This is a genomic window from Burkholderia territorii (assembly GCF_001718335.1).
Lineage (GTDB): Bacteria > Pseudomonadota > Gammaproteobacteria > Burkholderiales > Burkholderiaceae > Burkholderia > Burkholderia territorii.
Genome location: NZ_CP013366.1, coordinates 2,638,078 through 2,663,157 on the forward strand (window position 1 = coordinate 2,638,078; position 25,080 = coordinate 2,663,157).

General features: G+C 60.7%; 21 protein-coding genes. 9 read left to right on the forward strand and 12 right to left on the reverse strand.

The features are described from left to right. Positions 1-415: 415 nt before the first annotated feature. Together WS51_RS22720 and WS51_RS22725 are read right to left on the reverse strand one after the other, a co-directional pair. On the reverse strand, positions 416-1,003 hold the full coding sequence (locus WS51_RS22720) for an SLATT domain-containing protein (RefSeq protein ID WP_060304596.1): 588 nt from the start codon (positions 1,001-1,003) through the stop codon (positions 416-418). Beyond that, positions 981-1,862 carry an SMODS domain-containing nucleotidyltransferase gene (locus WS51_RS22725; protein ID WP_060304598.1) on the reverse strand — a complete coding sequence of 294 codons (882 nt, stop codon included), beginning with the start codon at positions 1,860-1,862 and terminating at the stop codon, positions 981-983. The genes WS51_RS22720 and WS51_RS22725 overlap by 23 nt, the downstream gene beginning before the upstream one ends. Positions 1,863-2,147: 285 nt before the next feature. Between WS51_RS22725 and WS51_RS32910 the strand changes: the two genes are divergently transcribed. The 5 genes from WS51_RS32910 to WS51_RS22755 all read left to right on the forward strand — a co-directional run bounded on the left by WS51_RS32910 (position 2,148) and on the right by WS51_RS22755 (position 11,767). Continuing rightward, positions 2,148-4,016, forward strand: a complete 1,869-nt coding sequence (locus WS51_RS32910; RefSeq protein WP_236872375.1) for a site-specific integrase — start codon at positions 2,148-2,150, stop codon at positions 4,014-4,016. A gap of 468 nt (positions 4,017-4,484) precedes the next feature. After that, positions 4,485-6,326: a type I restriction-modification system subunit M gene (locus tag WS51_RS22735; RefSeq protein ID WP_060304601.1), complete on the forward strand. Its 1,842-nt coding sequence runs from the start codon at positions 4,485-4,487 to the stop codon at positions 6,324-6,326. Beyond that, positions 6,323-7,669, forward strand: a complete 1,347-nt coding sequence (locus tag WS51_RS31370; RefSeq protein WP_081085725.1) for a restriction endonuclease subunit S — start codon at positions 6,323-6,325, stop codon at positions 7,667-7,669. The genes WS51_RS22735 and WS51_RS31370 overlap by 4 nt, the downstream gene beginning before the upstream one ends. Then, entirely contained in the window at positions 7,666-8,598 is a 933-nt protein-coding gene (locus WS51_RS22750; RefSeq protein ID WP_060304608.1) for a DUF5655 domain-containing protein, read from the forward strand. The genes WS51_RS31370 and WS51_RS22750 overlap by 4 nt, the downstream gene beginning before the upstream one ends. A 55-nt stretch (positions 8,599-8,653) precedes the next feature. Beyond that, entirely contained in the window at positions 8,654-11,767 is a 3,114-nt protein-coding gene (locus WS51_RS22755; protein ID WP_069229804.1) for a type I restriction endonuclease subunit R, read from the forward strand. A gap of 167 nt (positions 11,768-11,934) precedes the next feature. Here the strand turns inward: WS51_RS22755 and WS51_RS22760 are convergent, their stop codons facing one another. Beyond that, positions 11,935-12,324: an ImmA/IrrE family metallo-endopeptidase gene (locus WS51_RS22760; protein WP_230964609.1), complete on the reverse strand. Its 390-nt coding sequence runs from the start codon at positions 12,322-12,324 to the stop codon at positions 11,935-11,937. A 175-nt stretch (positions 12,325-12,499) separates the two neighbouring features. Then, positions 12,500-12,835, reverse strand: coding sequence for a helix-turn-helix domain-containing protein (locus WS51_RS22765; protein ID WP_060304617.1), 336 nt, complete (start codon positions 12,833-12,835; stop codon positions 12,500-12,502). 154 nt (positions 12,836-12,989) lie between these two features. On the opposite strand from WS51_RS22765, the gene WS51_RS22770 reads away from it, so the two are divergent. From WS51_RS22770 to WS51_RS33240, 3 genes are read left to right on the forward strand one after another with little or no spacing between them, the layout of a single operon-like run. Further along, positions 12,990-13,736 (forward strand): multiubiquitin domain-containing protein, encoded by a 747-nt coding sequence (locus WS51_RS22770; RefSeq protein ID WP_060304620.1) that lies wholly within the window; start codon positions 12,990-12,992, stop codon positions 13,734-13,736. Further along, positions 13,733-15,139, forward strand: a complete 1,407-nt coding sequence (locus WS51_RS22775; RefSeq protein ID WP_060304623.1) for a ThiF family adenylyltransferase — start codon at positions 13,733-13,735, stop codon at positions 15,137-15,139. The genes WS51_RS22770 and WS51_RS22775 overlap by 4 nt, the downstream gene beginning before the upstream one ends. A gap of 3 nt (positions 15,140-15,142) precedes the next feature. After that, entirely contained in the window at positions 15,143-15,493 is a 351-nt protein-coding gene (locus WS51_RS33240; protein WP_081085726.1) for a ubiquitination-like system serine protease family protein, read from the forward strand. Positions 15,494-15,623: 130 nt separating this feature from the next. Here WS51_RS33240 and WS51_RS22780 read toward each other — a convergent pair whose 3' ends face one another. Together WS51_RS22780 and WS51_RS22785 are read right to left on the reverse strand one after the other, a co-directional pair. Then, positions 15,624-16,337, reverse strand: coding sequence for a hypothetical protein (locus tag WS51_RS22780; protein WP_069229805.1), 714 nt, complete (start codon positions 16,335-16,337; stop codon positions 15,624-15,626). Between the two features lie 625 nt (positions 16,338-16,962). Beyond that, a complete protein-coding gene (locus tag WS51_RS22785) occupies positions 16,963-18,240 on the reverse strand; it encodes a tyrosine-type recombinase/integrase (RefSeq protein WP_060304629.1) in 1,278 nt (425 codons plus the stop codon). A gap of 381 nt (positions 18,241-18,621) precedes the next feature. Here WS51_RS22785 and WS51_RS22790 point away from each other — a divergent pair, with 381 nt between their 5' ends. Further along, positions 18,622-19,836, forward strand: coding sequence for a tyrosine-type recombinase/integrase (locus WS51_RS22790; protein ID WP_069229806.1), 1,215 nt, complete (start codon positions 18,622-18,624; stop codon positions 19,834-19,836). Positions 19,837-20,446: 610 nt separating this feature from the next. Here WS51_RS22790 and WS51_RS22795 read toward each other — a convergent pair. From WS51_RS22795 to WS51_RS32185, 6 genes are all read right to left on the reverse strand, one after another. Further along, positions 20,447-23,311: a DUF927 domain-containing protein gene (locus WS51_RS22795; protein ID WP_069229807.1), complete on the reverse strand. Its 2,865-nt coding sequence runs from the start codon at positions 23,309-23,311 to the stop codon at positions 20,447-20,449. Positions 23,312-23,438: 127 nt separating this feature from the next. Next, on the reverse strand, positions 23,439-23,765 hold the full coding sequence (locus tag WS51_RS22800; protein ID WP_069229808.1) for a hypothetical protein: 327 nt from the start codon (positions 23,763-23,765) through the stop codon (positions 23,439-23,441). Between the two features lie 9 nt (positions 23,766-23,774). After that, positions 23,775-24,122 carry a hypothetical protein gene (locus tag WS51_RS22805; RefSeq protein WP_014722320.1) on the reverse strand — a complete coding sequence of 116 codons (348 nt, stop codon included), beginning with the start codon at positions 24,120-24,122 and terminating at the stop codon, positions 23,775-23,777. After that, positions 24,115-24,327 carry a hypothetical protein gene (locus WS51_RS22810; protein ID WP_059656041.1) on the reverse strand — a complete coding sequence of 71 codons (213 nt, stop codon included), beginning with the start codon at positions 24,325-24,327 and terminating at the stop codon, positions 24,115-24,117. Before WS51_RS22810 ends, WS51_RS22805 begins: the two co-directional genes overlap by 8 nt. Then, complete coding sequence (locus WS51_RS22815; RefSeq protein WP_069229809.1) at positions 24,320-24,622, reverse strand: hypothetical protein; 303 nt, start codon at positions 24,620-24,622, stop codon at positions 24,320-24,322. Before WS51_RS22815 ends, WS51_RS22810 begins: the two co-directional genes overlap by 8 nt. Then, entirely contained in the window at positions 24,615-24,791 is a 177-nt protein-coding gene (locus WS51_RS32185) for a hypothetical protein (protein ID WP_155773607.1), read from the reverse strand. The genes WS51_RS22815 and WS51_RS32185 overlap by 8 nt, the downstream gene beginning before the upstream one ends. Positions 24,792-25,080 lie beyond the last annotated feature (289 nt).

Here is a 25,080-nt window from a genome sequence, read left to right on the forward strand (position 1 = left end):
CCTTCGTTAGCATGCGCGACTCTACAAAATGCGCCCTAAATCGACCTCCGCACAACCATGTTGAGTTACTCGATTTTCTGATAAGCGTTGCCCCGAGAGGAAAAAGCTGTCAGAAATAACGGGCTAGCCAAATTTAACGAAGCATTACAGCCTCCGCCCCGTCGGCACGCTTGCCCCGAAATGAAACCCTCGACAACGCGCCAGTAAATCTCGGGGCAAGCGGATAGGTGCTTGAATAGGTTCACACTGGGTGATTCGCGTTGCTCACTCCTCCCTTAGCGATGGACTCACTCCGACGCTACACTCAGGGTCCCTCTCGCACAAAAACGTCGTATGGCTCGCGACTGCGCCCAGACTGGAAACCTCGGCCATGCTCCTAGTTGTCGCTGGGCGATACGCTGAAGACATTTGCCCATCAGCCCTGAGACTTTCGTAACTGACGTGGCAGCATGCGGTCGAGTTCATCATCTGAGAAGAACAGTTCCTCCGCCTCCTTGAGGGCCTTCTGCGCGGCCTGATAGGCAGGCCTATCAGTGCGTGGCGCCGAAGCGTAAATCTGAGTGAGCCGCTCGTTGATTCGGTCACGTTCGCCGCGTATCTGCTCGACGTCGCGCCCGTCTTTCATGTCGACCAACAAGGAAAGCAGTGCCTCACGAATCGCCCACAGATTCGAGGCGACCTCCGAGTGCTTCTGCGCCTTCTCTGTGAGCCCAGCTTCCTTGAAATACAAGGTGAAGCCGAGCAGGACAGCCGACAGTCCTGCACCGACCATAGTGCCCAGATGCGTATCACCTAGCACCGCCAACAGCAGGCTGGATGCCGTTGCGGCTGACAGCACAATCTCCGTCGTCTTGAATATCCTGTACCGGGTGAAATACCGGTCGGCCATCTTCTCATGCGTCTTGTGCGTGTAGGCGGCGCGCCCATACATCTCCCGGAGTTGCCCCTCGAGCGTTGCGACAGTCACCTCCGGCTGCGCGTCATTCGGGGAATGCAGTGCCATAGATTTCCCGGTATTTTTGGCGGGCCGACCAGTTGTAGCCCACCCATTGGTAGTCGATTGCCTCGCGTGCGCGCAACTCAGCGGAGCGGGCCTTGTACTGAAACGGCTGCCCCCGGTAAACGTAGGAACCACTACCCGGCGCCAGCCAGTACGTCTGATTCAGGTCAAGTCCTGCGAGGTACTGGAAAAAATCACGCGTCAGCAAGTCGTAATACAGGTACGACTTGTCTCGATGCTGCCACGCCCCGATGAACTGGTAGGCCAGTGTGTCGATGAGCATGCCGCTGAGGTCGACGTTGTTGGTGTCCCGCCATGCCCGGACCATCCTGCTAAGTTCGCCAAGGTTGCCGTTGCACGCAGCATTGCGGTTGGCGAATGCCTCCATCTCCTGCTTCGGCTTGCAGGTTTTCCAGCTCCCCCCCTGATTGGAATCGGCAAATGTGTACCCGCCCCCTTGATTAGCGAATGCCGGCAGAATCTCGAACCGGACATTGTCTGTGAACGAAATCACGACAACCTGGCCGTCCCCGGAGACCGCGCTGGTTGGGTAGGTGTTGCCGATGGAGTTCCGGACGAGGTTGAGTAGGGACGACTGCCCGTTCCACATGTAGACGTCGAATTGTTTGTACAGGTGGGCAGGCAGTTCGTACAGGAGGTCAACGTCACTGACGCTCGGAATGGCCGTGTAGCGGCCGTAAGAGCCGACATAGAACCGGTTGGCCCACTTGGAATCCAGCTTCCGCAAGTCGCTGTTCAGCTGCCCAACAATGCGGCCGGTCCGGTACGCGATGGATTCGCGCTTGCCCTTGTCGATTCGGAGCTTGCCGCAGAAGCTCGTAAACCACTCCCCTTCGCCCATAGTCGCCCCGCGCTTCTGTTTTGATTTCCCCGTAGCCAGAGAAATTATATCCAGACATGCCCCACGTGTTGAGCTATACGGTTCGCGACGCAGATTTCTGCCAGCCCTCTTTTTCGCCGGAGTAGTACCTGCAATTGCGCCGCCCTCCAACCAAAAGGGGGGAGCGCCATGACCACGCAAAAACTCGACAAATCATCGAGTTATAGGATTTGCAGGTATTTCACTCCATCGTCTTTAACAGCATCGCAGACGAGCAGCGTGAGGGGCCGTGCGCCAGGGAGCCGTATGGCCGTACCCCTTACCTACCGCATCATGCTGGACGACCACGCCCGCAAAGTGCAACTCGAGAATCTCAACGAGCAAACTGCCGCGAACCGCGTCTCCGCGCTGCGCGCCTTCCTCCGAGCGAATTGCCTGACCGAAGATGACGTAATTGGCGACGAGATGCGCATGCGTTATCCCGAGGCTATCGAGCGCTTTGTCACCGCCCTGCAGGCGGTCGGGCGCTCCGCCAGAAACATTACGAACACGCGGTCCGCGCTTCGGCCGTGGAAGGAGTTCGTTATTGAGCATGACACCCGCGTGGCCATCGACCAGGACAATGGCACTCCCTTCATGCAGGCACTCAAGAGCGTTCTGGACGACCAGTCCGTCGCGCGCGTCGCGAGAGATGCCGCGGTGCCGAAGAGCATGCTCTGGGGATGGCTTCGCGGCAAGACGCCTCGCGCCAGCAATGCCCGATATATCCTTCGCCTTGAAGCCTATTTCGGGCTGGAGCGCAATAGCCTGCTCAACCTCTCCGGCATGAAGGTCTCCGGCCACAAGGTTGCTGTCGGCGGACCACCCGCGCCAATCCCATACAACGAAACCATCGGAAAGCTCACCAAGGTCGCATTCCGTTACAAGCCCACCGAGGAGTCGCCACTACGCGGGCAATGGATGGAATATCTGCGCTACAAGACGGCGGCTGTACCGCCGTACAAGCGTACTGAACGCGGACAATGGAGATTTTCACCGTGTCCGCTGACTCCTGAAACCGCTGCCAACTGGTGGGCCTTCTACAAGGGGCAGGAGGTCGCGTCGGCCAGAATCGCCTGGATGAAAACGTCGGCGTACCTCGGCTGGCTAACCATCCCTTCCCACCAGGGCGGCATCGGGCTCGCCGAGCAGGCTATTCAGACGCTCGCTTGGCTTGCCGTGCCAGACTACCTTGAGGCGTTCCTCGACTGGACTCGGTCGCGTATTGGCAAACGCAATCAAAGCGTTAATCAGTTTCTCGCGTTCGTGGCATCACTCGTGCGGCCACGGTTCGGCTATCTGTGGCAACGCCCCGAGTTCCAGTCCACCCTGCCAAGCGCGTATCAAGACCTCGACTGGGAGGTGATGTGCGAACGCCAGCTCGAACTCACCCGGCAACTTGTCGCGAGCTATCGGAATGAAATCGATGTGTCCCGGGACTCCTTCGAACCCATCAGGCATTTCATTGAATTGCCCCAACCGATGGACGTGGTCGTCGACATGATTCAGCGCATGCGGGCCGACCGTCCCATTGGCCAACCGAGAAAGGAAGCAATCTGGGCTCGCGACATGGTTCTCGTCAAAACTCTGGCCAGCAATCCATTGCGCCGGCGTAATCTCGCTCACCTCACCTGGTGTGCAGACAACACGGGGGAACTGTATCAACGTCTGGATAAATCGTGGTGGATACGGATACCCAAAACGAAGTTCAAGAATTGCCGCGGCGCTGCTGGCGAACACAACTACGACTGCATGGTGCAGCCAAGCGCGTGGCCGGACATTGAACGATATCTGTTCATTTACCGTCCGACGCTGCTGCAAGCGCCAACCGACTTGGTCTTCCTGACACGGAAACGGGGTGCCAAGAAAGGCCATGTGCCGTGGGCCGACTTGAGCAAACGCGTCTACGAGCTCACCGGCAAGTACCTTCCGCGGTGCGCCGGCATCAGCGCTCATGCGTTCCGTCACCTGGTCGCGACCTCAATCCTGAAGGCAGACGGCGGTGACTACAAAACCGCGGCATTGGTACTGAACGACCGGACCCAAACCGTGGAGAAGCACTACGCGGGACTGCGCAGCAACGATGGCGCGGAACGGATGGGCACACTGCTCAAGAGCCAGTTCAATCGCATGTAGTGTGGCGGGACTCTGCGCCGTCCGCTTGGATGTGGCGACGCCATACCGCAAAGTGCAAGAATGCGCTCGATTCGAAGCCCGTGCGTGATGGCCTGAAGGACATCTTGTGGAGGCACGACCAACTCCGCGAGACGCTGCAACCACACTCTGGTGCCGCCAAAACTGCGACCGTAGACCCGGTATTCGGTCGGCTTCCACCACCTCCAGGGGGTTGAGAATTCTCAAAACCCCTGAGAATGCTTAAGACAACCGCCTCTGCGGGCATCGTCACCCGGGGTGCGGCAGATTTTTCGCAGGCGGCGCTGCTCATTGCGCGAAGACGCGGGCAGCCTCCGGTGAATCACCGTGCGAGCGCCCAATGTAAAATCGACATCACTTCCCGTCGATGCCGGAATGACGCAACCCGTGGTTCATCCTCTGGCGCTCGGCACCTAAAAAACGAACAAGCACGTACCGGCTTTCAACGAAATGAACCAACAAGCGCTATCGTCTTTCATCTGGTCCGTTGCGGACCTGCTGCGTGGCGATTACAAGCAATCCGAGTACGGCCGCGTCATCCTGCCATTTACCGTGCTGCGGCGCCTCGATTGCGTACTCGAATCCACCAAGGCGGCCGTGCTCGCCGAATTCGAAGCCAAAACGAAGATGGGCCTCAATCCTGAGCCCTTTTTGTTGCGTGTCGTCGGTGACACCAAGTTCTACAACACCTCCCAGCTCGACCTGGTCAAGTTGCTGGGTGACCAGGACCATATCCGCCAGAACTTGTACGCGTACATTCAAGCGTTCTCGCCCGCTGCGCGCGACATCTTTGAACGCTTCGATTTCTACACCCAGGTGGAACGACTCGCGAAGGCCAACCTGCTCTACCTGGTGACCGAGAAGTTCGCGAATATTGACCTGCACCCGGCTGTGGTGGACAACGCCCAGATGGGACTGGTGTTCGAGGAGCTGATTCGCAAGTTCGCGGAAATCTCGAACGAGACGGCCGGGGAGCACTTCACCCCGCGCGAGGTCATCCGCCTGATGGTGAACCTGCTGTTTATCGAGGACGATGACGTGCTCGAGTCGGGCAACGCGGTGGTACGGACCATCTACGACCCGACGGCCGGGACGGGCGGCATGCTGTCTGTGGCTGGCGAACATTTACTGCGGCACAACCCGGCCGCGCGCCTGACCATGTTCGGGCAGGAACTGAACGACGAGTCGTACGCCATCTGCAAGGCAGACATGCTCATCAAGGGGCAGGACGTTGCGAACATCGTCGCCGGCAACACGCTGTCGGACGACGGTCATGGCGGACGCAAGTTCGATTACATGCTCTCCAATCCGCCATTCGGCGTCGAGTGGAAGAAGGTCGAGAAGTCGGTCCGCACCGAGCATGAGCACAAAGGCTTCGACGGCCGCTTCGGTCCTGGCCTGCCACGCGTGTCGGATGGTTCGATGCTGTTCCTGCTGCACCTCATCAGCAAGATGCGCCCGGCTCAGGATGGCGGCAGCCGCTTCGGCATCGTGCTGAATGGCTCGCCGCTTTTCACCGGCGGCGCCGGCAGCGGTGAGAGCGAAATCCGGCGCTACGTGCTGGAGAACGACCTGGTGGAAGCCATCGTGGGTCTCCCGACCGACATGTTCTACAACACCGGTATCGCGACCTACGTGTGGATTCTGTCGAACAGGAAGCCCGAAGCCCGCAAGGGATTCGTCCAGCTCATCGATGCGTCGAGTTTCTGGCAAAAGATGCGCAAGAGCTTGGGCAGCAAGCGCAAGGAGATGTCCGACGAGCACATCGAGACCGTCACGCGCCTGTTCGGCAATTTCGTCGAGGCTGAAATGACAACCGTGTTTGATGCGGAGGGCGCGGAGACTGGCAAATGGGTCGTGCCGTCAGGCAGCCATGCGCCGGCTGTGCCGGAAGGCGGCAAGGTAAAGTCCGTGCCAATCTCGCGGATTTTCCGGAACCAGGATTTCGGCTACACGACGATTACCGTGGAGCGCCCGTTACGTGATGAGCAGGGCAAAGTCGTGCTTGGGCTCAAGGGCAAGCAGAAGGGCAAGCCGCAAGCGGACAGCGCGTTGCGCGATACCGAGAACGTGCCGCTCGCCGAAGATATCGATGCCTTTTTTGCGCGGGAAGTGTTGCCGCACGCGCCGGACGCCTGGATTGATGAAGAGAAAAGTAAGGTCGGTTACGAGATTCCGTTCAATCGGCACTTTTATGTGTTCGAGCCGCCACGCGACCTGCATACGATTGACGAAGAACTGAAGGCGGTGTCGGCCAACATCATGAAGATGCTTGAGGAGCTGGCGGAATGAGTTTGCCAAGTTACCTAGAATATAAGGATAGCGGTACGCCATGGCTTGGAAAAATTCCGGGCCATTGGCAAGTCGTAGCGCTCAAACACGTTCTTGAAACCCCAATTACGGACGGACCTCATGAAACACCAGAGTTTCTTGATGAGGGAATCCCCTTCGTCTCGGCTGAGGCCGTGTCAAGCGGCAATATAGATTTTCGAAAGATTCGCGGGTACATCTCTGACCAAGACCATCAGCGCTACTCTTCAAAATATAAACCAAGACTCCATGACATTTACATCATCAAATCTGGCGCAACGACGGGCGTTACAGCAATTGTCGAGTGCGAAGCGGAATTCAATATCTGGTCGCCGTTAGCAGCAATTCGCTGCAATCAAAATATTGTCGACCCGTTTTTTACATTGAACTATTTGCGCTCGTCAAATTTCCAGGAAGCCATCGCGCTCAACTGGAGTTTTGGTACGCAACAGAACATCGGAATGGGAGTCTTAGGTGACCTGCAAGTAGTGGTGCCGCCGCTTCGCGAACAGCGCGGTATAGCCAACTTTCTCCGATGCGAGACGGCAAAAATCGAGATACTTATTGCCGAGCAGGAAAAGCTCCTCACCCTGCTTGCAGAAAAGCGCCAGGCCACCATCTCGCACGCCGTCACCCGTGGCCTCAACCCCGATGCGCCGATGAAGGATTCTAGCGTTGCATGGCTGGGGGAGGTGCCGACCCACTGGCACCTATGCGCGATTAAACGTGTCGGAAGCATTCGATACGGAATTGGAGAGCCACCAGAGTACAGAGAGGAAGGGGTGCCCCTTATCCGTGCAACAAACGTGCATGCGGGAAAAATATTTCGCGATGGCTTGGTGTACGTTGACCCAATGGACATTCCCCGTCAGCGCATTGTTTGGCTGAAGAATGGCGACATTATTGTTGTTCGAAGCGGTGCATATACGGGAGATTCTGGTCTCGTCGAAAGTGATTATGAGGGTTCCATCGCAGGGTTCGATATGGTGCTTCGCTTGCATTCGTGTGCACCACGTTTCGCCAAGTATGTTTTGCTTAGCTCGTACTTAAAGGACTTTCAGATTGACCTTAAAAAGATGAGAGCAGCTCAACCGCACCTGAACGCAGAAGAGCTTGGTGAATGCGTAATTGCCTTCCCTCCAGAGGATGAACAATTAGCAATTGTCGAATTTCTCGACCGCGAAATCGACAAACTTGACTGCCTCAAAGATGAGGCCGAACGGGCCATTGACCTACTCAAGGAGCGCCGCAGTGCTCTGATTGCCGCCGCCGTCACCGGCAAAATCGACGTACGCAATGCTGCGCCCGAGGAGCTGGCCGCATGAGCGACATCCAGCTCTTTCGACTCTCCAATGGCACCGTGAGCGAGCTACCGGGCCAGGCCGCGAAGCTGGAAAAGCGGCTGCAAGGCCTCATCGAAGCGAACATGCCAACCTTTCTCGGCGTCCGCTTCCTCGCCAGCGAATACGCAACTGGCAAGACCCATCGAGGTCGGATTGACTCGCTGGGTCTGGACGAGAATGGGTGCCCCGTCATCATTGAGTACAAACGTCACAGCAACGAGAACGTCATCAACCAGGGGCTGTTCTATCTGGACTGGCTGCTCGACCATCAGGCCGAGTTCCGGTGGCTCGTGATGGAAAAGCTCGGCAAGGATGTCGCCGAGCAAATCGAGTGGACCGGCACGCGCCTGCTTTGCATTGCCGCCGATTTCACGCGCTACGACGAACATGCCGTCCAGCAGATTCCGCGGAATATCGAGCTGCTCCGCTACAAGCTGTTCGGTGACGACCTGTTGCTGCTCGAACTGGTCAACGCCCAGAGCGTCCCGGATGCCACAGCAGTTAAGCCTGTATCGGCCGATATGCCCGCCGAGCCGGATAAGCTGAAGCCGAGCGGCAAGGACAAGTCGCTGGACGAGCAGCTTTCCCTCGCGTCCACCGAGATTCGCGACCTGTACGCGCAGACAACCCGCTATCTGACCACCCTGGGCGACGACGTACAGGAAAAACGCCTGAAGTTCTACACGGCCTTCCGGCGCCTGAAGAATTTCGCCTGCGTTATTGCTTATCCGAACCGGCTGCTGGTTATGCTGAAGCTCGACCCGACATCCGTCACGCTGGAGGACGGTTTCAGCCGCGACGTCAGTGAAATCGGTCACTGGGGAACCGGCGACGTCGAACTGACACTACGCACGCAGGCCGACCTGGAGCGCGCGAAACCGCTGCTGCAGCGCAGTTACACCGAAGGCTGAACGGCCAGTCCACACGCCTTACCCAAGAACAATATCGAATGCACCGGGGCCATCCATGAGCAACCTGCACCAGGAACATCACTTCGAAGCCGAAATCTGCCAGTCTCTCGCGACCAATGGATGGCTCTACGCCGAAGGCGATGCCGCGCACTACGACCGCACCAATGCGCTCTTCATGCCCGACCTGCTGGCATGGATTGAAGCCACCCAGTCCGACACCTGGCAGCGCCTGAACAAGACTCACGGTCCCGCGCTACACGAGCGCCTGGCGGAACGGGTCCGCAAGAGCCTGAATGAGCGTGGCACGCTCGACGTGCTGCGCCGGGGCATCGAGATGTTGGGCCTGAAAGAGCCGCTTTCGCTCGTGCAGTTCAAGCCCGCGCTGGCCATCAACCCGGTCATCCAGCAGCACTACGCGGCCAATCGACTGCGCGTGGTGCGTCAGGTACGGCATTCGCCGAGCCAACCACAGGACGCGCTGGACCTCGTCTTGTTCGTCAACGGCATCGCAGTCGCGACCGCCGAGCTGAAATCCGATTTCACCCAGAGCGTGCAGGACGCAGTTGACCAGTACCGCTTCGACCGGCACCCGCAGCCCAAGGGCGGGCAAGTCGAACCGCTACTCAGCTTCCCCGGTGGTGCCCTCGTACACTTCGCAGTGAGCCAGACCGAAGTCATGATGACCACCTGGCTCGCGGGGCCGGCCACCCAGTTCCTGCCGTTCAACCGTGGCAACCAGGGTGCAGCGGGCAATGCGCCGAATCAGGATGGTTTCGCCACCGCCTATCTGTGGGAAGAGGTCTGGGCACGCGACAGCTGGCTCGACATCCTGCATCGCTACCTGATTTGCAAGCGCGACGACAAGAAGCAACTGAAAGCCGTCATCTTTCCGCGCTACCACCAGCTCGATGCGACCCGCAGGCTCGTGGCCGATGTGCTGGCTCAGGGACCTGGTCAGCGTTATCTGATTCAGCACTCCGCAGGCTCGGGCAAGACCAATTCGATTGCCTGGACGGCACATTTCCTTGCCGACCTGCACGACGACAACCACCGCAAGCTGTTCGACAGCGTCCTCGTGGTGTCGGACCGCACCGTGCTCGACGCCCAGCTGCAGGAAGCCATCTTCGATTTTGAGCGCACCACCGGCGTGGTGGCCACCATTACCAACGAGCACGGCAGCAAAAGTGCCCAACTCGGCCAGGCGCTGAAAGACGGCAAGAAAATCATCGTCTGCACCATCCAGACGTTCCCGTTCGCGTTGCAGGCCGTGCAAGAGCTGGCGGCGACCGAGGGCAAGCGTTTCGCGGTCATCGCCGATGAGGCCCACAGCTCGCAGACCGGCGAGGCCGCGGCCAAGCTCAAGCAGTTGCTGTCGGCCGAGGAATGGGCCGACCTCCAGGACGGCGGTGAAATCGACACCGAGGCACTGCTGGCCGCCCAGATGGAAGCGCGCACCGGCGCCAACGGGCTGACCTATGTCGCGTTCACGGCCACGCCCAAGCAGAAGACGCTGGAGCTGTTCGGCCGGCCGGGACCGGACGGCCTGCCGGAACCGTTTCATGTGTATTCGATGCGCCAGGCTATCGAGGAAGGCTTCATTCTCGACGTGCTCAAGAACTACACGACCTACAAGCTCGCGTTCAGGCTTGCGCACGACGGCCAGGAATACGACGAGAAGGAAGTCGAGCGCAGCGCCGCGATGAAGGGCATCATGCAGTGGGTCCGGCTGCATCCGTACAACATCGCGCAGAAGGTGCAGATTGTCGTCGAACACTACCGCGAGAACGTGCAGCCGCTGCTCGATGGCAAGGCCAAGGCGATGGTCGTGGTAGCGAGCCGCAAGGAGGCGGTGCGCTGGCAGAAGGCGATTCGCGCCTACATCGAAAAGCGGAACTATCCGCTGGGCGTGCTCGTTGCGTTCTCCGGCGAAATCGACGACCCCGAGAGCTACCCGGCACCAGTGACCGAGACGAGCAAGGAGTTGAATCCGGGCCTCAAGGGGCGCGACATCCGCGATGCGTTTGCCGAGCCCGACTATCACCTGCTGCTGGTGGCCAACAAGTTCCAGACGGGCTTCGACCAGCCGTTGCTGTGCGGGATGTACGTCGACAAGATGCTCGGCGGCATCCAGGCGGTGCAAACGCTGTCGCGCCTCAATCGGGCCCATCCGGGCAAGGACACCACCTATATCCTCGACTTCGTCAATGAAGCCGGCGAAGTCCTGAAGGCGTTCAAGACGTACTACGAGACCGCGGAACTGGAGACCACCACCGACCCGCATCACGTCTACGACCTGCGCGCGAAGCTCGACGCCGCGGGATACTACGACGACTTCGAGGTTGACCGTGTGGTCAAGGTGGAGCTGGACCCGAAAGGCACCCAGGCGCAGTTGCAGGCCGCCATCGCGCCGGTGGCCGACCGCCTGCTCAAGCGCTACAAGGCGGCACAGCAGGACAAGGCGGCAGCGGAGGCGCAGCACGACGACAAGGCCGCTCAGGCCGCCAAGGACACGCTCGACGCGCTGGTCCTATTCAAGAATGACATGGGGGCGTTCGTGCGTCTCTACGCGTTCCTGTCGCAGATTTTCGACTACGGCAATACCGATATCGAAAAGCGCTTCCTGTTCTACAAGCGCCTCATCCCGCTGCTGGAATTCGGCCGTGAGCGCGACACCGTGGACCTGTCCAAGGTTACGCTGACGCACCACAGTCTCAGAAACACTGGCCGCCAGCCCCTGAACCTCGGTCACGGTGAAGCGCCGAAGCTGCCGCCTATGGATGCGGTCGGCAGCGGCGCGGTCCAGGACAAGGAAAAGGCGTTCCTCGATGAAATCATCCAGAAGGTCAACGGCCTATTCGACGGCGCGCTGACCGACGACGACCAGCTCGTGTACGTGAACGGGGTGCTCAAAGGCAAGCTGCTGGAAAACGAGCTGCTGGTGCAGCAAGCCGCGAGCAACAGCAAAGAGCAGTTCGCCAATTCCCCCGACCTGACCGATGCGCTGATGCGCGCCATCATCGACGCCTTCGATGCGCATACCACCATGAGCAAGCAGGCGCTCGACTCGCCGCGCGTGCGCGACGGCCTGAAAGACATCTTGCTGGGGCCGGCTCAACTCTACGAGGCCCTACGGGCCCGCTCGGGCACCTCGCCACGGCCGGAAGCATAAGCCGGGGGAGATTGACTGAGAATTGTCAGCAGCGACACCCAGGAAATGTCGGACTCCCGCGGTATCGCCAAATTGAGAGGTCTCAAAATTGACGATGCCGCGTGATATCGGCTGCGCCGAACAGCGAAGGCTGGACGACCCGCGTCGCCCGCGATGATTTGGCCGGCTTACCGAAACTGCCGGTTGACGCCGGTCATCGACACGCGATAGGTATACATCCTCTTGCTCACACCGTAATCTGCGATGACGTCATCGTCAGACATCCCTTGCCGCCGAATGTGAACAAGTGCGTCCCGCGGCAGCAGAAGCACACCTGCCAACCAGTCAGCCTCCTCCTCCTGCTCCTTGTCATACGCTCTCAACAACATCAGGCCTTCGGAGGAGATGCTCATCTCTTCCGGTTCATGGTTGCGAATGCGATGAGCGAGTTCGTGCATTAGGTCACTCGCCTGGCGCCCGGGCGAATGCGACGAGTTCAGAATAACCAGCGTTTTTTCGCCGACGACGAGCGTTACTGCAGACCAGCAGCTCGGCGTGCCGTCATTGCGCAGGAGCACCGCCCTAGTCTCAGGCGACAACCCGGGAACGTTGTCAGGCGTCCAAACACGGATTCCCAGATGAGCCGACAGTTGCCGAGCGCCCAAGGGCGCGGTCGAGGGCAAACCAAGCTCGCGGCGAGTGTCGGCTGAAAACCGCTCGCACCAGGCTTTGTATCCACGCTGCACAGTATGCTCAGACCTCTTCCTTCAGAAGTGCCTCCTGAGCGAGAACAATCATCTCGCTCAGCGCCTTGGCACTCTCCGGGCGTATCGCCACTTCTTTTTTGAAATGAACCTGAGCTCGAGGCGCCGATGAGGATGCCTGCACCAAGCCAAGGAAGGTTGCAGGGTCCTCGCCCAGCCACGCACAAATTTTCCCGAAGGTTTCCAGGTCAGGAACCTTCCTGTTTTCAACGCGGGAAAGAGTCGCAGGACTGATGCCAACCTCCTTGGCTGCCTCTCGAATACCGCGACCATCTCTCCGCCGAAGAATGTGCTGGGCCAGCACATCCATTTTCACATGTTCCATTTCTCTCCCGTCTTATATATGCAACAGATTTCGTTTGACTAGAGAAACACATCGTGCCAGACTGTTTCACATGTAAGACAGAGTCTGGCACCTAGCCGGCCGAACGTCAACATCGCCCGACGGCGCCTGTCAATCCGACGCAACGGAGTTTGAAATGTCTGCAAACGAGCAACGCATTGAAGAAACCATCATCGTCGGGGCGGCTGGCCGCGACGGCGAGGAAATCATCGACGTGGAAATCCATGTCCGGGAAAAGCAACCCGTTCCCCACGGACACAAGTACCGGATTCGTATCGACAAGCAATACTACGTCGTCGACGTTTCGCACATGACCGGCGAGCAGATTCTGGGGCTGGCCGGCAAAACTAGCGCCGGCTACCTGCTGTCGGAAAAGGTCCACGGGCAGATGCGTCCGGTCGCGCCGAACGAGACCGTTGATTTCACCACCCGCGGCGTGGAGCGCTTCGCGACCATCCCGAAAGAGGTACAGGAGGGGGAAGGGCCGGTCCGCGCGGACTTTGCGGTTCTGGAGGAAGACGTCGAATTCCTCAATGGCAAAGGTTATACGTGGGAAGCCGTCACACAGTCTGAAATTAAACGCATCGTGGTACGCGGGTTCGAGCCACCGTCCGGATTTACGCCGGCGAAAGTCGACATGTTCGTGATTCTTCCCCACGGCTATCCGGACACCCAGATTGACATGGTGTATTTCTATCCGGCGCTCGCACGGAACGACGGCAAACCAATTCGCTCGCTTGTGACCAATGACTTCGAGGGCAAGTCGTGGCAGGGTTGGTCGCGCCACCGCACGGCAAACAGTCCGTGGCGGCAGGGCATCGACAACGTGGGAACGCACCTGATGCTGGTTGACGATTTCCTGCGCGCGGAGCTCTCGAAATGACCACAAACGACCGACTTTCGGTGCTGGCCATGTCCGGCAAGCACCGCGCGCAGCTGTACCAACACCTCTTTCCCGGCGACGGGAAGGAGGCGGTCGCCATCGCGCTGTGTGGCCAGGTGGTGGGCGTGCGACGTAGCCAGCTGCTTGTGCACGAAGTCGTGCTGGTTCCGTACGATGCGTGCCGCGTACGCGAACCTGATGCTGTCGCTTGGTCCGTCGAAACCGTGCTTCCCGCGCTAAACCGTGCGATGGAAAAGAACCTGACGGTGGTTAAGTTTCACAGCCACCCGGGGGGCTATCCGGAATTCTCGCGATACGACGACGAGTCCGACCGGTCTTTTTTCTCCGCGGTCGACAACATCCTTGACAACATCGACACGCGCGCAAGCGTCGTGATGCTCCCCGACGGGCGGCTTCTCGGCCGCCATGTCCGTGACGGCATCCTCGGCGAGCCTATCGACCTGTTTCGTATCGCCGGGGATGATTTCGAGTTCTGCCGCCGTGGCGAGCATGTCCTCGATGAGTCGGAACCGCCCGAGCACGCAACACGCCTAATCCAGACCTTTGGTGAAGGAACGTATCGCACATTGCGACACCTGCACATCGGCGTGGTCGGCGCCTCTGGCACCGGCAGTATCGTTCTCGAGCAGCTCGCGCGTAACTGCGTGGGCGAACTGGTGCCGGTCGACCCGGACCACCTCGAGCGAAAGAACCTCAATCGCGTCCTGAACGCGCGCGGTTCAGACGCGGACAAAAAACGCCTGAAAGTCGAACGGGCTCGCGAAGCAATTCTGGAGATGGACCTCGGCACGAAGGTATGCCCGCTTCCCAACGACATCAGCGACCGCGATACGATTCTCGCGCTCGGCGAGTGCGACATTCTTTTCGGCTGCACCGACTCGGTTGATGGACGGCATATCCTCAACAAAATCGCGTCGCACTTCCTGATTCCGCTCATCGACATGGGTGTCCGCGTCGATGCGGATGGTAAGGGTAATGTCGACCAAGTTACTGGCGCCGTCCATACGGTGCTGCCAGGCGGCTCAAGCCTGATGAGCCGAGGCGTTTACTCCCAGGCGGACCTCGATGCCGCTTTCATGAAAAGGCACGAGCCCGAGCGATATAGGGAAATGGTGAAGGCTGGCTATGTAAAGGGTGCAGAGGTCGACCGTCCTGCCGTTATCTCGCTCAACATGCTGATTGCAGCGTACGCTGTCAACGAGCTACTCGCGCGCTTGGCGCCATACCGTGTAGACCCGAATGCGGAATTCGCGCAGTGGCGCATCAGCCTGTCCGACCCGCTTGCGAGCAGCTATCAAGATGACGGCGAGACGTGTGCCGCGTTCGCGAAACGCATCGGGTTCGGCGCGAACGAGCCGCTCCTCGGAATTATGGGCCTTTGAAAAATGCCGAATCTGCTGTTGCAACTCTGGAGTCGCGCCCTCTCTTATATCGATGGCTGGCGCGGCCGATACACAGTGGCCGTCGTTGCCGACCTACCTGATGAACTCCAGGCTCATAAGCTGTATGCGGTCGGCGAGAGTGGTCACTACTGGCTCGCAGCCCTCCGCTGCCCATGTGGGTGTGGCGACACCATCCAGCTGCCGATGATTGAAGGGCAACGGCCGAGGTGGACCCTGACGCTGAAACGCACACGTCTTCCGAGCCTTTCACCCTCCGTTGACCGCACAGTCGGATGCCGGTCCCATTTCTGGTTAAGGAGAGGCGTGATTCAGTGGTGCGAATCGGCACGCTAAGCACGGCGGGCCTGCGGCAGCTTTTCTGGCCAAGCTGCGCGCACGGATGCCACGCGACGCGCGGCGCCCATTTCGCCGCGCCCCGCCGTACTGCCGTGCCCGGCGTGATGGGTACCTTCGTTACTACGTCTCAACGGCGCCGACCCAGCACCGGCGCCCCCTCCGCCGCCATGACTGGCGCCGCCGGCCACCCCTTCAACGGCTCCGGCAGATAGTCGTTGAGCTGGTCGGCGATATCGCCGTCACGCTCTAGCGCCTCCGCGAGCGCCGTCACCCTTGCCCAGACCGGCGGCGTGCGCAAGGTCTCGTCGGTGACCCTGACCAGATGCTCGAGGGCGCCCGGCGGCAACAGTTGCGCCATCCCGTCGGCAACCGCCAGGTCGTGCTCGAACACGGCGTCGGCCTTGGCTGCCTCCATTTCAAACGCACGCTGCGCGTAGACGTGCCCGGCCACCGGGCCGGCCAGCCGGCTGCATAGATGAGCTCGCACCAAGCGGTGCCATTCCTCCTGGTGGTCGCGCGGCGACGCCGGCAGTTGCCCCTTCAACGCAACACCACGCGTTAGGTCCACGTACCACTCGAAGCCATCGCGGTCGGCGACGTACCGTCGCGCCTCTTCATCCCAATGGATATTCATCGTCACCGTCGGCACGTCCGACGCTTCGCAGACGCCGAGCCGGTCGACGACCTCCCCTCCTTTTCGGGGTTGATAGCACCACGCGTTGCTACCGGTCGGGGCAATGGCTACACGATACACGCGCGCGCCCCCCAGAGCGTGAATGATGGCGCGACCAGCCTCCTGGAAGCAGATGGCACGGCGATGTTCTTGGGTCAGTTTGGGCATGACGGCGGCTCCTGCGGTTGGGAGGGAACAGAAAAAAACACGTCTTTCCTGTCCCGTTATCGACGGACTCGCCGCCCGTCTAAAGCCGATTTCCGCCAAAATTTAAGGGGGCCGAAAGCTATATTGAGCCAGTCCGCTGTGGCGCTACAGTCACGCTGCCTGGCGCCGAATGTCCGCTGGAGCCGAGAACCGTGACCACCATGAAAAATTGGGTTCGCGGAAGGGCGGTAAGCGCCACTGTTCCGCAATCATCACCACCTTGACCGACCTCGCAGCGGGAATGCCACCGCATCTTGTTTTGATATCGGGGGCGCCACGCTCAGCCAGTTTGAGAGTTCTCAAACTGGCTGAGAAGTCTTGAGAAAACGCGGTTGCTTCGACTGATGCATCGAGGGCGAGTGCCCAAAGGCCACGCATCGCAACCTCTGAAAGGGAAGCCAGTGGTCAGGCCGCCACCGCGCCAGCTCCGGACCGAACCCACCGGTTGCTGAACTGCTGCCACCAGCTCTTTATCGGCCGGATTGTAATAACGCATGACGGGCCGATACCTTGCGCCACAAAGGCGAAAGCCCAAACTGCTTCGAACAGTGAACGGCCTCCCCTGGGGAGCGCATTGACAACGAAGTCATCGCCCGGACACCAGGAACTTGTGCATGCGCTCAAGCGCCGCTTTCTTCTCCTTGTAAAAGTCGTACTTGTTGTAGTGCCGGTGCTCTACACCGGTGAGGTTATGCGATTGCAAGTGGTTGCGTATCTCGGAGCTCACGCCAAGCTTCGCCAACAGAGTCGCGACGCCAGAACGGATACGTTTGAGCTCAAATCCATCCAGTTGGTCACCCACGACCCGCTTCGCCCAGACTCGCGCCGTCGTCGGACTTAGGTGCCGTCCGGGAGAAGCTGTAATTGCGAAATCTCCGCTTGGCGTAAGCTGTTTAAGCGCCTCGTCAATGACAGGAATACGCGGCAAATGTATCGGCCTGCTAGTCCCCGACCTGCCTTTCGTGTCTATCAGCGTTATCAGGTCGTCTTGAACGTGTTCGTTGCGCATGCGCACAAATTGCTCGATGCGCTGCCCTCCGAGCATCAGGTGCAAGCGAAGCAACGCTGCCTCTTCGCCTGGTACGTCAATGATTCTCCAGTACCTCCTCATCTCATCGGGCATCAAGGGGTTCTTGTCCGCCCCATGAGACTGCCTGACGCCCGCGACGTCGGAGACCGGGTTGTACTTAATCTTGAACTTCGCCAGTTCCTCCGAGACGGTTGCGTTCTGCTCGGGATTCTTGGCCCTCTCGTACGCGGAACTGAGATAAGCCTTCAGCTTACGCGCAGTGTTGCGCTTCCCAACCGAGGAAAGTGGCCTGAGCACATCGGCAATCTGCCCGCTGGTAACCTTGCTCGCCTGCGTTTCCGCGACTCCCGGAAACGCTAGGCGCACGTTCTTGGCGAATAGATTCCTGGCCTGTTTCGCAGTCTCCGAATTCCGTTTCGCGAGCTGCTCGACATATAAGCCATAGAGCTTGTCGAGCGTGTATCCCACCGCTGCAGCTGCATCTCGCCGCGCCTGCTCCACTGCCTTCTCACCAGCCACGACAGCCCGATACCCACCCTCCTTTCGTGCTTCGTAATGCTTCGCCGCCATGGCTGCCGCCGCCGCGCGGGCAGCGTTTAGCGAGAATCCTTTTGCGGTGCGAGAGATACTCTTCGGCGGTGCGGACGAGTCGTAAAGGCCAATTGCGTACCGGTCGGTCCGACCGTCCAGCGTGACACGCCAGTAGAACGACAAGACACCCCGCCCAGATTTCCACAGTGCGAGAGAGCCACACGGCGGCACGGACTCAAGCGTCATGAGCTGCAGCGGTTTGATAAGCGCGACCGCCTCGCGCAAAGGCACGACCTTCTTCACCGTCCCCGACTCCTACTGTTGACAGTCCTGTGCACAGTTTATCGCCAAATGGCGTCGGACAACAGAAGACAACATCAGACTACGTTTAGTTTAAAATCAATAGCTTATGACTTTTTAATTGTCCAACAACAACCGATAAAATCCAAAAATCGGGGACTCAAAATCCCCCGCCGCAAGGCGTGCCGGTTCGATTCCGGCCCTGGGCACCATGACATAGTTCCGGGAAATTCCCGGAAGTCCCAAAACCCGCGACAGCACAAGGCTTCGCGGGTTTTTTCATTCCGGCAAAGTGCCGTGTAGTGCGTAGACAGCCGGGGGCAAGCGGGGGCAACATTGGGGGCAACCGATCCGAAGTTGCCTTACCCGTCAGGAGTTGCCCCCGTGCCATTAACCGATACAGCCATCCGGAACGCCAAGCCAGCCGACAAGCCCGTGCGCCTGTTCGACGGAGGCGGCCTCTATCTGGAAGTCGCCCCGAGCGGGGGCAAGTGGTGGCGCCTCAAATACCGATTTGGGGGCAAGGAAAAGCGCTACTCGCTCGGCGTCTACCCGGAAGTTACATTGGCGACCGCACGGAAGAAGCGCGACGAAGCCCGTGAAAAGCTCGCCGCCGGCATCGATCCGGGTGAAGCGAAGAAGGCGGAAAAAAGAGCCAGCCTGCTCGCAGCCGCCCATTCGTTTGAGGTTGTCGCCCGTGGCTGGATGGACGAGCGCAAGACGACCGTGGAGCCAGCGCAGCATGCCAAGACGCTCGCCCGCATGGAGAACGATGTATTCCCATGGCTCGGCAAGCGCCCTATCGCTGAAATCGACGCCCCGGAGATACTGGTCGTGCTGAAGCGCGTAGACGGGCGTGGAGCCAGATTTACCGCCCATCGCATCCGCAGTGAGATTAGCCGGGTATTCCGCTACGGCATCAAAGAGGGGCACTGCAAGGCCGATCCGGCCCGCGATCTGGTAGATGCAATCCCGCCCGCGCAGACAACACACTTTGCCTCAATCACCGAGCCGGAGAAAGTGGGCGAGATGCTTCGCGCGTTCGACGGCTTCACGGGCACGTTCCCGGTTCTCTGCGCGCTCAAGCTAGCCCCCATGCTGTTCGTTAGGCCGGGCGAGTTGCGGAAGGCAGAATGGGCGCAATTCGACCTCGACAAAGGCGAATGGCGCTATTTCGTCAACAAAACGAAAACGGATCACCTTGTTCCGCTGGCCGCGCAGGCTGTGACGATTTTGCGCGAGCTTCACGCCCTGACTGGCGAAGGCGTCTACGTGTTCCCTGGTGCTCGCGACCGAAATCGGCCGATGAGCGAGGCCGCTATCAATGCAGCCCTTCGTCGGCTCGGCTACGACACTCGCACCGAGATTACCGGTCACGGCTTCCGGGCAATGGCACGGACGATCCTGCATGAAGAGTTGGAGGAAAAGCCGGAAGTGATCGAGCACCAACTAGCGCATACCGTCCCTGACAGTCTTGGGCGGGCGTACAACCGAACAAAATTCATCAAGGCACGACGCTCGATGATGCAACAGTGGGCGGACTACCTCGACAAACTCAAAGCCGGGGCGGACATCATTCCGATCGCGGCGGCAAGATAGATCCGTACCGCCGCGAGTATGACCCCCTTCCGTGCGTCTCCCACCAGTAAAACGGACACGGCCTAGGCATAGGGTAAGCCGATGATTTGGCCCCTTATTATTATGTGCCCCCCCTATGTTTGCCGTCAGTAGAGAAAAGACGCGGGTGTGAGCCCCCGCATATTGACCCCGCTACAGGGTCCCTTGCTCGCCCTCGACACTTGCGTCCAACGTAACAATACCCGATCGGCGTGCATCGCGCCCCCCCCTCGAAAACACGGTTTCGACGCCCCTCGAATCCCGGATAACCGCGCCCCGTCTAGCTTCACGGTCGACGCAGACGGTCGACGCCTGTCCGCTCAGTGCAAAATGAGTTGGAGAGTTGGAGATAAACGCCCAAATCGGCCGGAAAGCCTTATGGGGTAAGGCTTCACGTGTCTCCAAACGATTTGGAGAGCGCTGGAGATACTGGAGATAAATCGGGCTGAATTGTTACGGATACAGCAAGAGTCACTGCCAACGCCCGCCCGGTTCCGTCTGGTGCGTATCGCTCAAAGTAACTTTGATGCACGGGCGCAAAAATACCGCGCAAAGGAATGCCCGCCACCGCCCTCCCGGACGGCGGCGGATCTCAGATTTCGAGTGAGAAGATGGACGGCAGGACGCGATACACCATGAGCCGCTTTGTCATGCCGGGGATATGTTCTTGTCGATACGGACGCCCATCGCTACGCGGCATCAGCACACCCCGCTTCATCAAAGCCTTCTCGACGATCCGATGATCGTAGCCGGCACACACCTCCTTGCGAAACACGGTTGACTCGATCAGGTATTCCGTCTCGACGCTTTCCGCGTCTTCGGCGCTCATCTTGTCGCCGAACTCCGCGTAATAGGCTTGATTCGACTCAATCGCGACGCTGCTCTTGTCGTGTTTCACGAGTCGTTTCCAGCCCGCACGGTGCGGCGCGTTCGGTCGATGGTCGTCCTGCGCCCGGTTCATCCACACAAAGCGGTTGTCGCCGTGTGCGACGAGGAAGTGCAGCACCTGTCGCACCGCATCCGCTTCGTCCGAATTACCGGTGCCGCCGCGCAGTTCGAGCCAGCCTTCGAAGCAACGACGCGCGGCCTCGACCGCTTCACCCTGCGGCCAGCCGGTCAGCCCGTGCGCCGTCGCCAGCTCGCCCGCCACCGCGACAAGGCAGAACCGTTTGGCGACGCGTGCGACCTGCGAATGCGAGCCGTCCGGCACCCATTTCCCGACCAGCTCGTCGACGCGCACGCGCAGATGCTCAGCCAGCTCATCGGCCTGCGACGATGCCCACTCGATGAAGGCCGGCCCCGCCGTGCCGTAGTGCCTGCCGGCGTGCCGCTCTAGATGCTCGATCAGCGCGGCCGGCGTCGGGAAGCCGTGCAGATTCTCCACGACGCCCATTTCGCCGACCTCGGCCGGGATCGCGGGCAAGCGCACCTCAATACCGCCTTTCATCGGCTTGTTGCCCTCGGCCATCAACGCGGACACGCTCTTTTCGCCGTTCGACAGGAACAGCAGCCGCCACGTGAGAACCGGTTTTGCGGAGCCGCTACGCGACGCGCGGGCCTTGCCGGACTCGTTCGCGAGCATGTAGATCACGTCTCCAACCAAGCGCGGCTCGACCTGCCCGATTTCGTCGAGGATCAGCAGCGCGTCGCTATGTTGCGTGGCGACGGCTTCGAGCGCGTTGTCGGTCGCCTTCCAGCTCCGCACGTAGTCGGGCGAACCGAACACGGACGCGGCGATGACGCCGCCTGTCGACTTGCCCTTGGACGTTGTGCCGAGCAGGTGAAAGCCGCCCGACTGAAGCCCAGAGAAGTGCAGCAGCGGACCAGCGAAGGCGGTAGCGACGCAGAACAGCAGCCGGCTATTGCCGACGCAGTAAGCCGCAACCTCGCGTTGCCAGTCGTCCAGCGTGCCGCGCTCCTTGAACTGGCTCTGGATCGGCGTGTCGGCCTGATAGATCAACGCCTCTTTGCCGGTGCCGATGACGCGATCGGGCAGCACGAACGCGCCGTGATGCCAGCCAACGCGCGGCACGCAGCGCACGCGCTCGTCCGGCTGCGCCATCTGCACATAGTTCGCGATCTGCGTGCGGGCGATCTGCGTCACGCCGAGCTTCACGCCCATATCGAGCAGCATGCGGCGCAGCTCCGTGCCGTCGCCGGCAAAGAGGCCAGCCGGCACCGCCCAGCGTTTCAGGATACCGTCGCGGTCCGTGAATTCGAGCAGGTAGCCCCACTCGCTGTTCATCTCGTTCCGGGTCTCCGCAATGACGTCAATCCGCGTACTGACCCAATGCGGCGGCAGCGGATCGCCCTGATTGTTGAAGCCGTGAAACCACACGCCCTTGTCGTCGACGACGAACCGGGACTTGCCGTCCTGCGCGCGGGCCGTTTTCGGGCGCTTGGCGGGCTTCGCGGCGGGCAGTGCTGCCTTGGCCTTGCCAGCATCCGACGAGCCGGCCGGTGCGAGCGCAGCGCGCACGGCGGCGGCTACCGCATCGGGGCCGACGTGCGCAGCCAGGTCGTTGAAGTCGGTGCCGTTCGCCGGGCGGTTCGGACCGAAGTCGGCCACCGCGACGATGCCGGCGACGGCCTCGGCCGCCGCGCGGGCCTTCGTCACGCCCGGATTGCCCTTCGTCGTGTGGTCGTCATCGGCGCACACAACGATGCGGGCGTCCGGATACTGGCCACGCAGCGCCGTTGCGACCGCGTGCAGGTTGCCGGCGTCGAACGCGACGACAGCCGGATAGCCGGTCGCGGCCGCGAGCGTCGCGCATGTGGCGTAACCCTCACCAATCAGCAGCGTGGACGGCGCGGAAGATAGGGGACCGCCGATCAGCGAGAAGCAGCCCGCCTTGCGGCCGTTCGGCAGATAGCGTTTCTGGCCGTCCGTGAGGACGAACTCCAGCGTCCACAGCTTCCCGTCCGCGTCACGGGCCGGGATGACGAGTGCGCCGTCGCACGCGGCCGTGCCGATACACAAGCCGCCGCGATAGACGCGCAGCGCGTCGACCGGGATGCGCTTGCGAACGAGATACGGATGATCGGCCGGCGCAGGCTCGGCCGCCGACCAGATCGATTCAGCGAGCGCAGACGCGGCGTGCTGTTTCTCGGTCAGTTCGGCCAGCTCGGCCGCTTCGCGTGCCGCGCGCTCGGCTTTCTGCCGCTCGCGCTCCGCTGGATCGACCGGCTTGGCCCGATGCGCGCGCGGATCGAAGCCGCCTTGCTTGGCAAGGTGAAACAACGTGTTGATGGTGATCTTGCCGCCCTTGAACGACTTCCACACATCGCGCGCGTCCTTGGCGTTGTAGCTCTGCGCGCCTTGGCTCCATTCGTTCCAGAGGGCGAAGCCCTCCTCGTCAAACTCGGCCTTGAGCGCCATCCCCACCTGACGCCACGTGTCGCGGTCGTCGGGCGGAACATAGCCGAGCGCGACTCTCGCCCGCTCGAATTCGGACATGGGTGCGTTACTCATAGGTTCCCACTGGACGCGCGTCGGCAGGCTTCCGATTAGTAGTCCATATCGGGCAAGCAGCTACCCGACGCGCGAAGAATTGAATGATGCGACGATGCCTAGCGGCGGAACGTCAGCCGGCCGCGCGCGGCACCGACAGAACGGCACCGCCGGCCGTGACGTCGTTGCTGTAGACGTAGCGGCCGAGCCGCGACTCGCCAAGAGCGTCGTTGGCCGCCTCCAGCGCCGCGCCGATCGACGGAAGGGACGCGCGGAACAGGCTCAGCACAAGCCAGTAGTCGTCATCGGACATGGCCTTGTCAGCCGCCCAATGCAGGCTGTCCAGCAGCTCCATCGCGTCACTGATGCGCGTGCCGATGCGGTTGCGATCGGGGCGGTTCACCTCAGCCACGAAGTGTGACGCGAGCGGTCGCACGGCATTCTTGTTCGTCTTTGCCATGGCCGTCCCTCAGTGCGTCGTGCGCGGTTCGCGCGTGACGAGGCCGAGCGCCGCGAACAGATGCTGCTGCACGCGCCCCATCAGCCCGGCCGCAAACGCTTGACGGCTGATCGTCACGCGGTGCGCGTCGACGTCGCCCGCGTCCTGCATGGCAGCTTCCATGCCGCGCGCGAACGCAGCGGCTTGATGCGCCGCGTAGTCGTGCAGCCGCACGTCGCCTTTCAGGTCGAGCCATGCGTCGGCGCAGATCGCACCCAGGTCGACGGCGAATTGCAGCTCGATCGGTGCGCCTGTATCCAGCGGCGGTGCGTTGTCGAAGCCGTTGATAACCGCGGTTCGGATGCGCTGGTCAGTCATGGCACACCTCCGGCTGCGCAGTGCGACGCATGTCGGCCGAATACCGGCTCGCGACGCCTTGCCCCATGTCCACAAGCGCTCGCTCGTAGGTGCCCTCCGCAAGATGCGAACGGACAGCATCGAACAGGGCTTCGAGCTGGGCGAACTGATGGGCCGCACACATGGCGATCATCGTGACTTCGTTCGGTAGGCGGTATTTAGACATGGCGCACCTCCAGAATCGACGCGAGGAGTTGCCCGACGTCGATCGTGCAATCCAGCTCCGCTTCGTCGCGAATTGGCGTGAGGTTCCAGTCGTGGACGGCTGCGTGCGTGAATTCGCCGGACCGCCGACCGTAGACACTACACCCCGAGACGGGGCCGCCCAAGATCCGCACGCGCCAATCGTGATCGGGTGTCGGCTGAGCCGATGCCACCTCGACCAGCATGCCGATACGCGACCGCGCATCGCATTTCGTGACGATCGCCAGATCGCCGATCTTGCAGCGCAGCTCAGCCATGACGCACCTCCGCACGGACGAGCGCAGCGATCGCGGCCAGTGCCGCGCCGGTTGCGTCGAGCGCGTCCTGGTACGTGCTGGCGGTTGCCGCGTCGCGCAGTGCTGCGCGGACGATGGATTGAATGAGGTGGGATTGCTGCCCGGTATGGGCGTGCGTGAACTGGCGCATGGATTGCGACCTCCTCTGGTGGGTTGAACCACCCGGACCTCAACGCCAATTGAGGTGGCCGGGCGCATGGCGGCGTTGGCGTACCGGACCCAGAGGAAACCGGCGAGCGCGAGCGCTCCACCACCAAGGCCCGACCGTAGAAGGCGCTTAGTGTGCGGACGTAAAAAAACCGCGCTGAGGCGGTCATCCGCCTCTGGAGATTGCCGGACGCCAATCCGGGCCGCTGTTGTCTCAGCGACACGCACAGGATACCGCGCGATGCCGGACGACGCAAATCGCGACGCCCCTC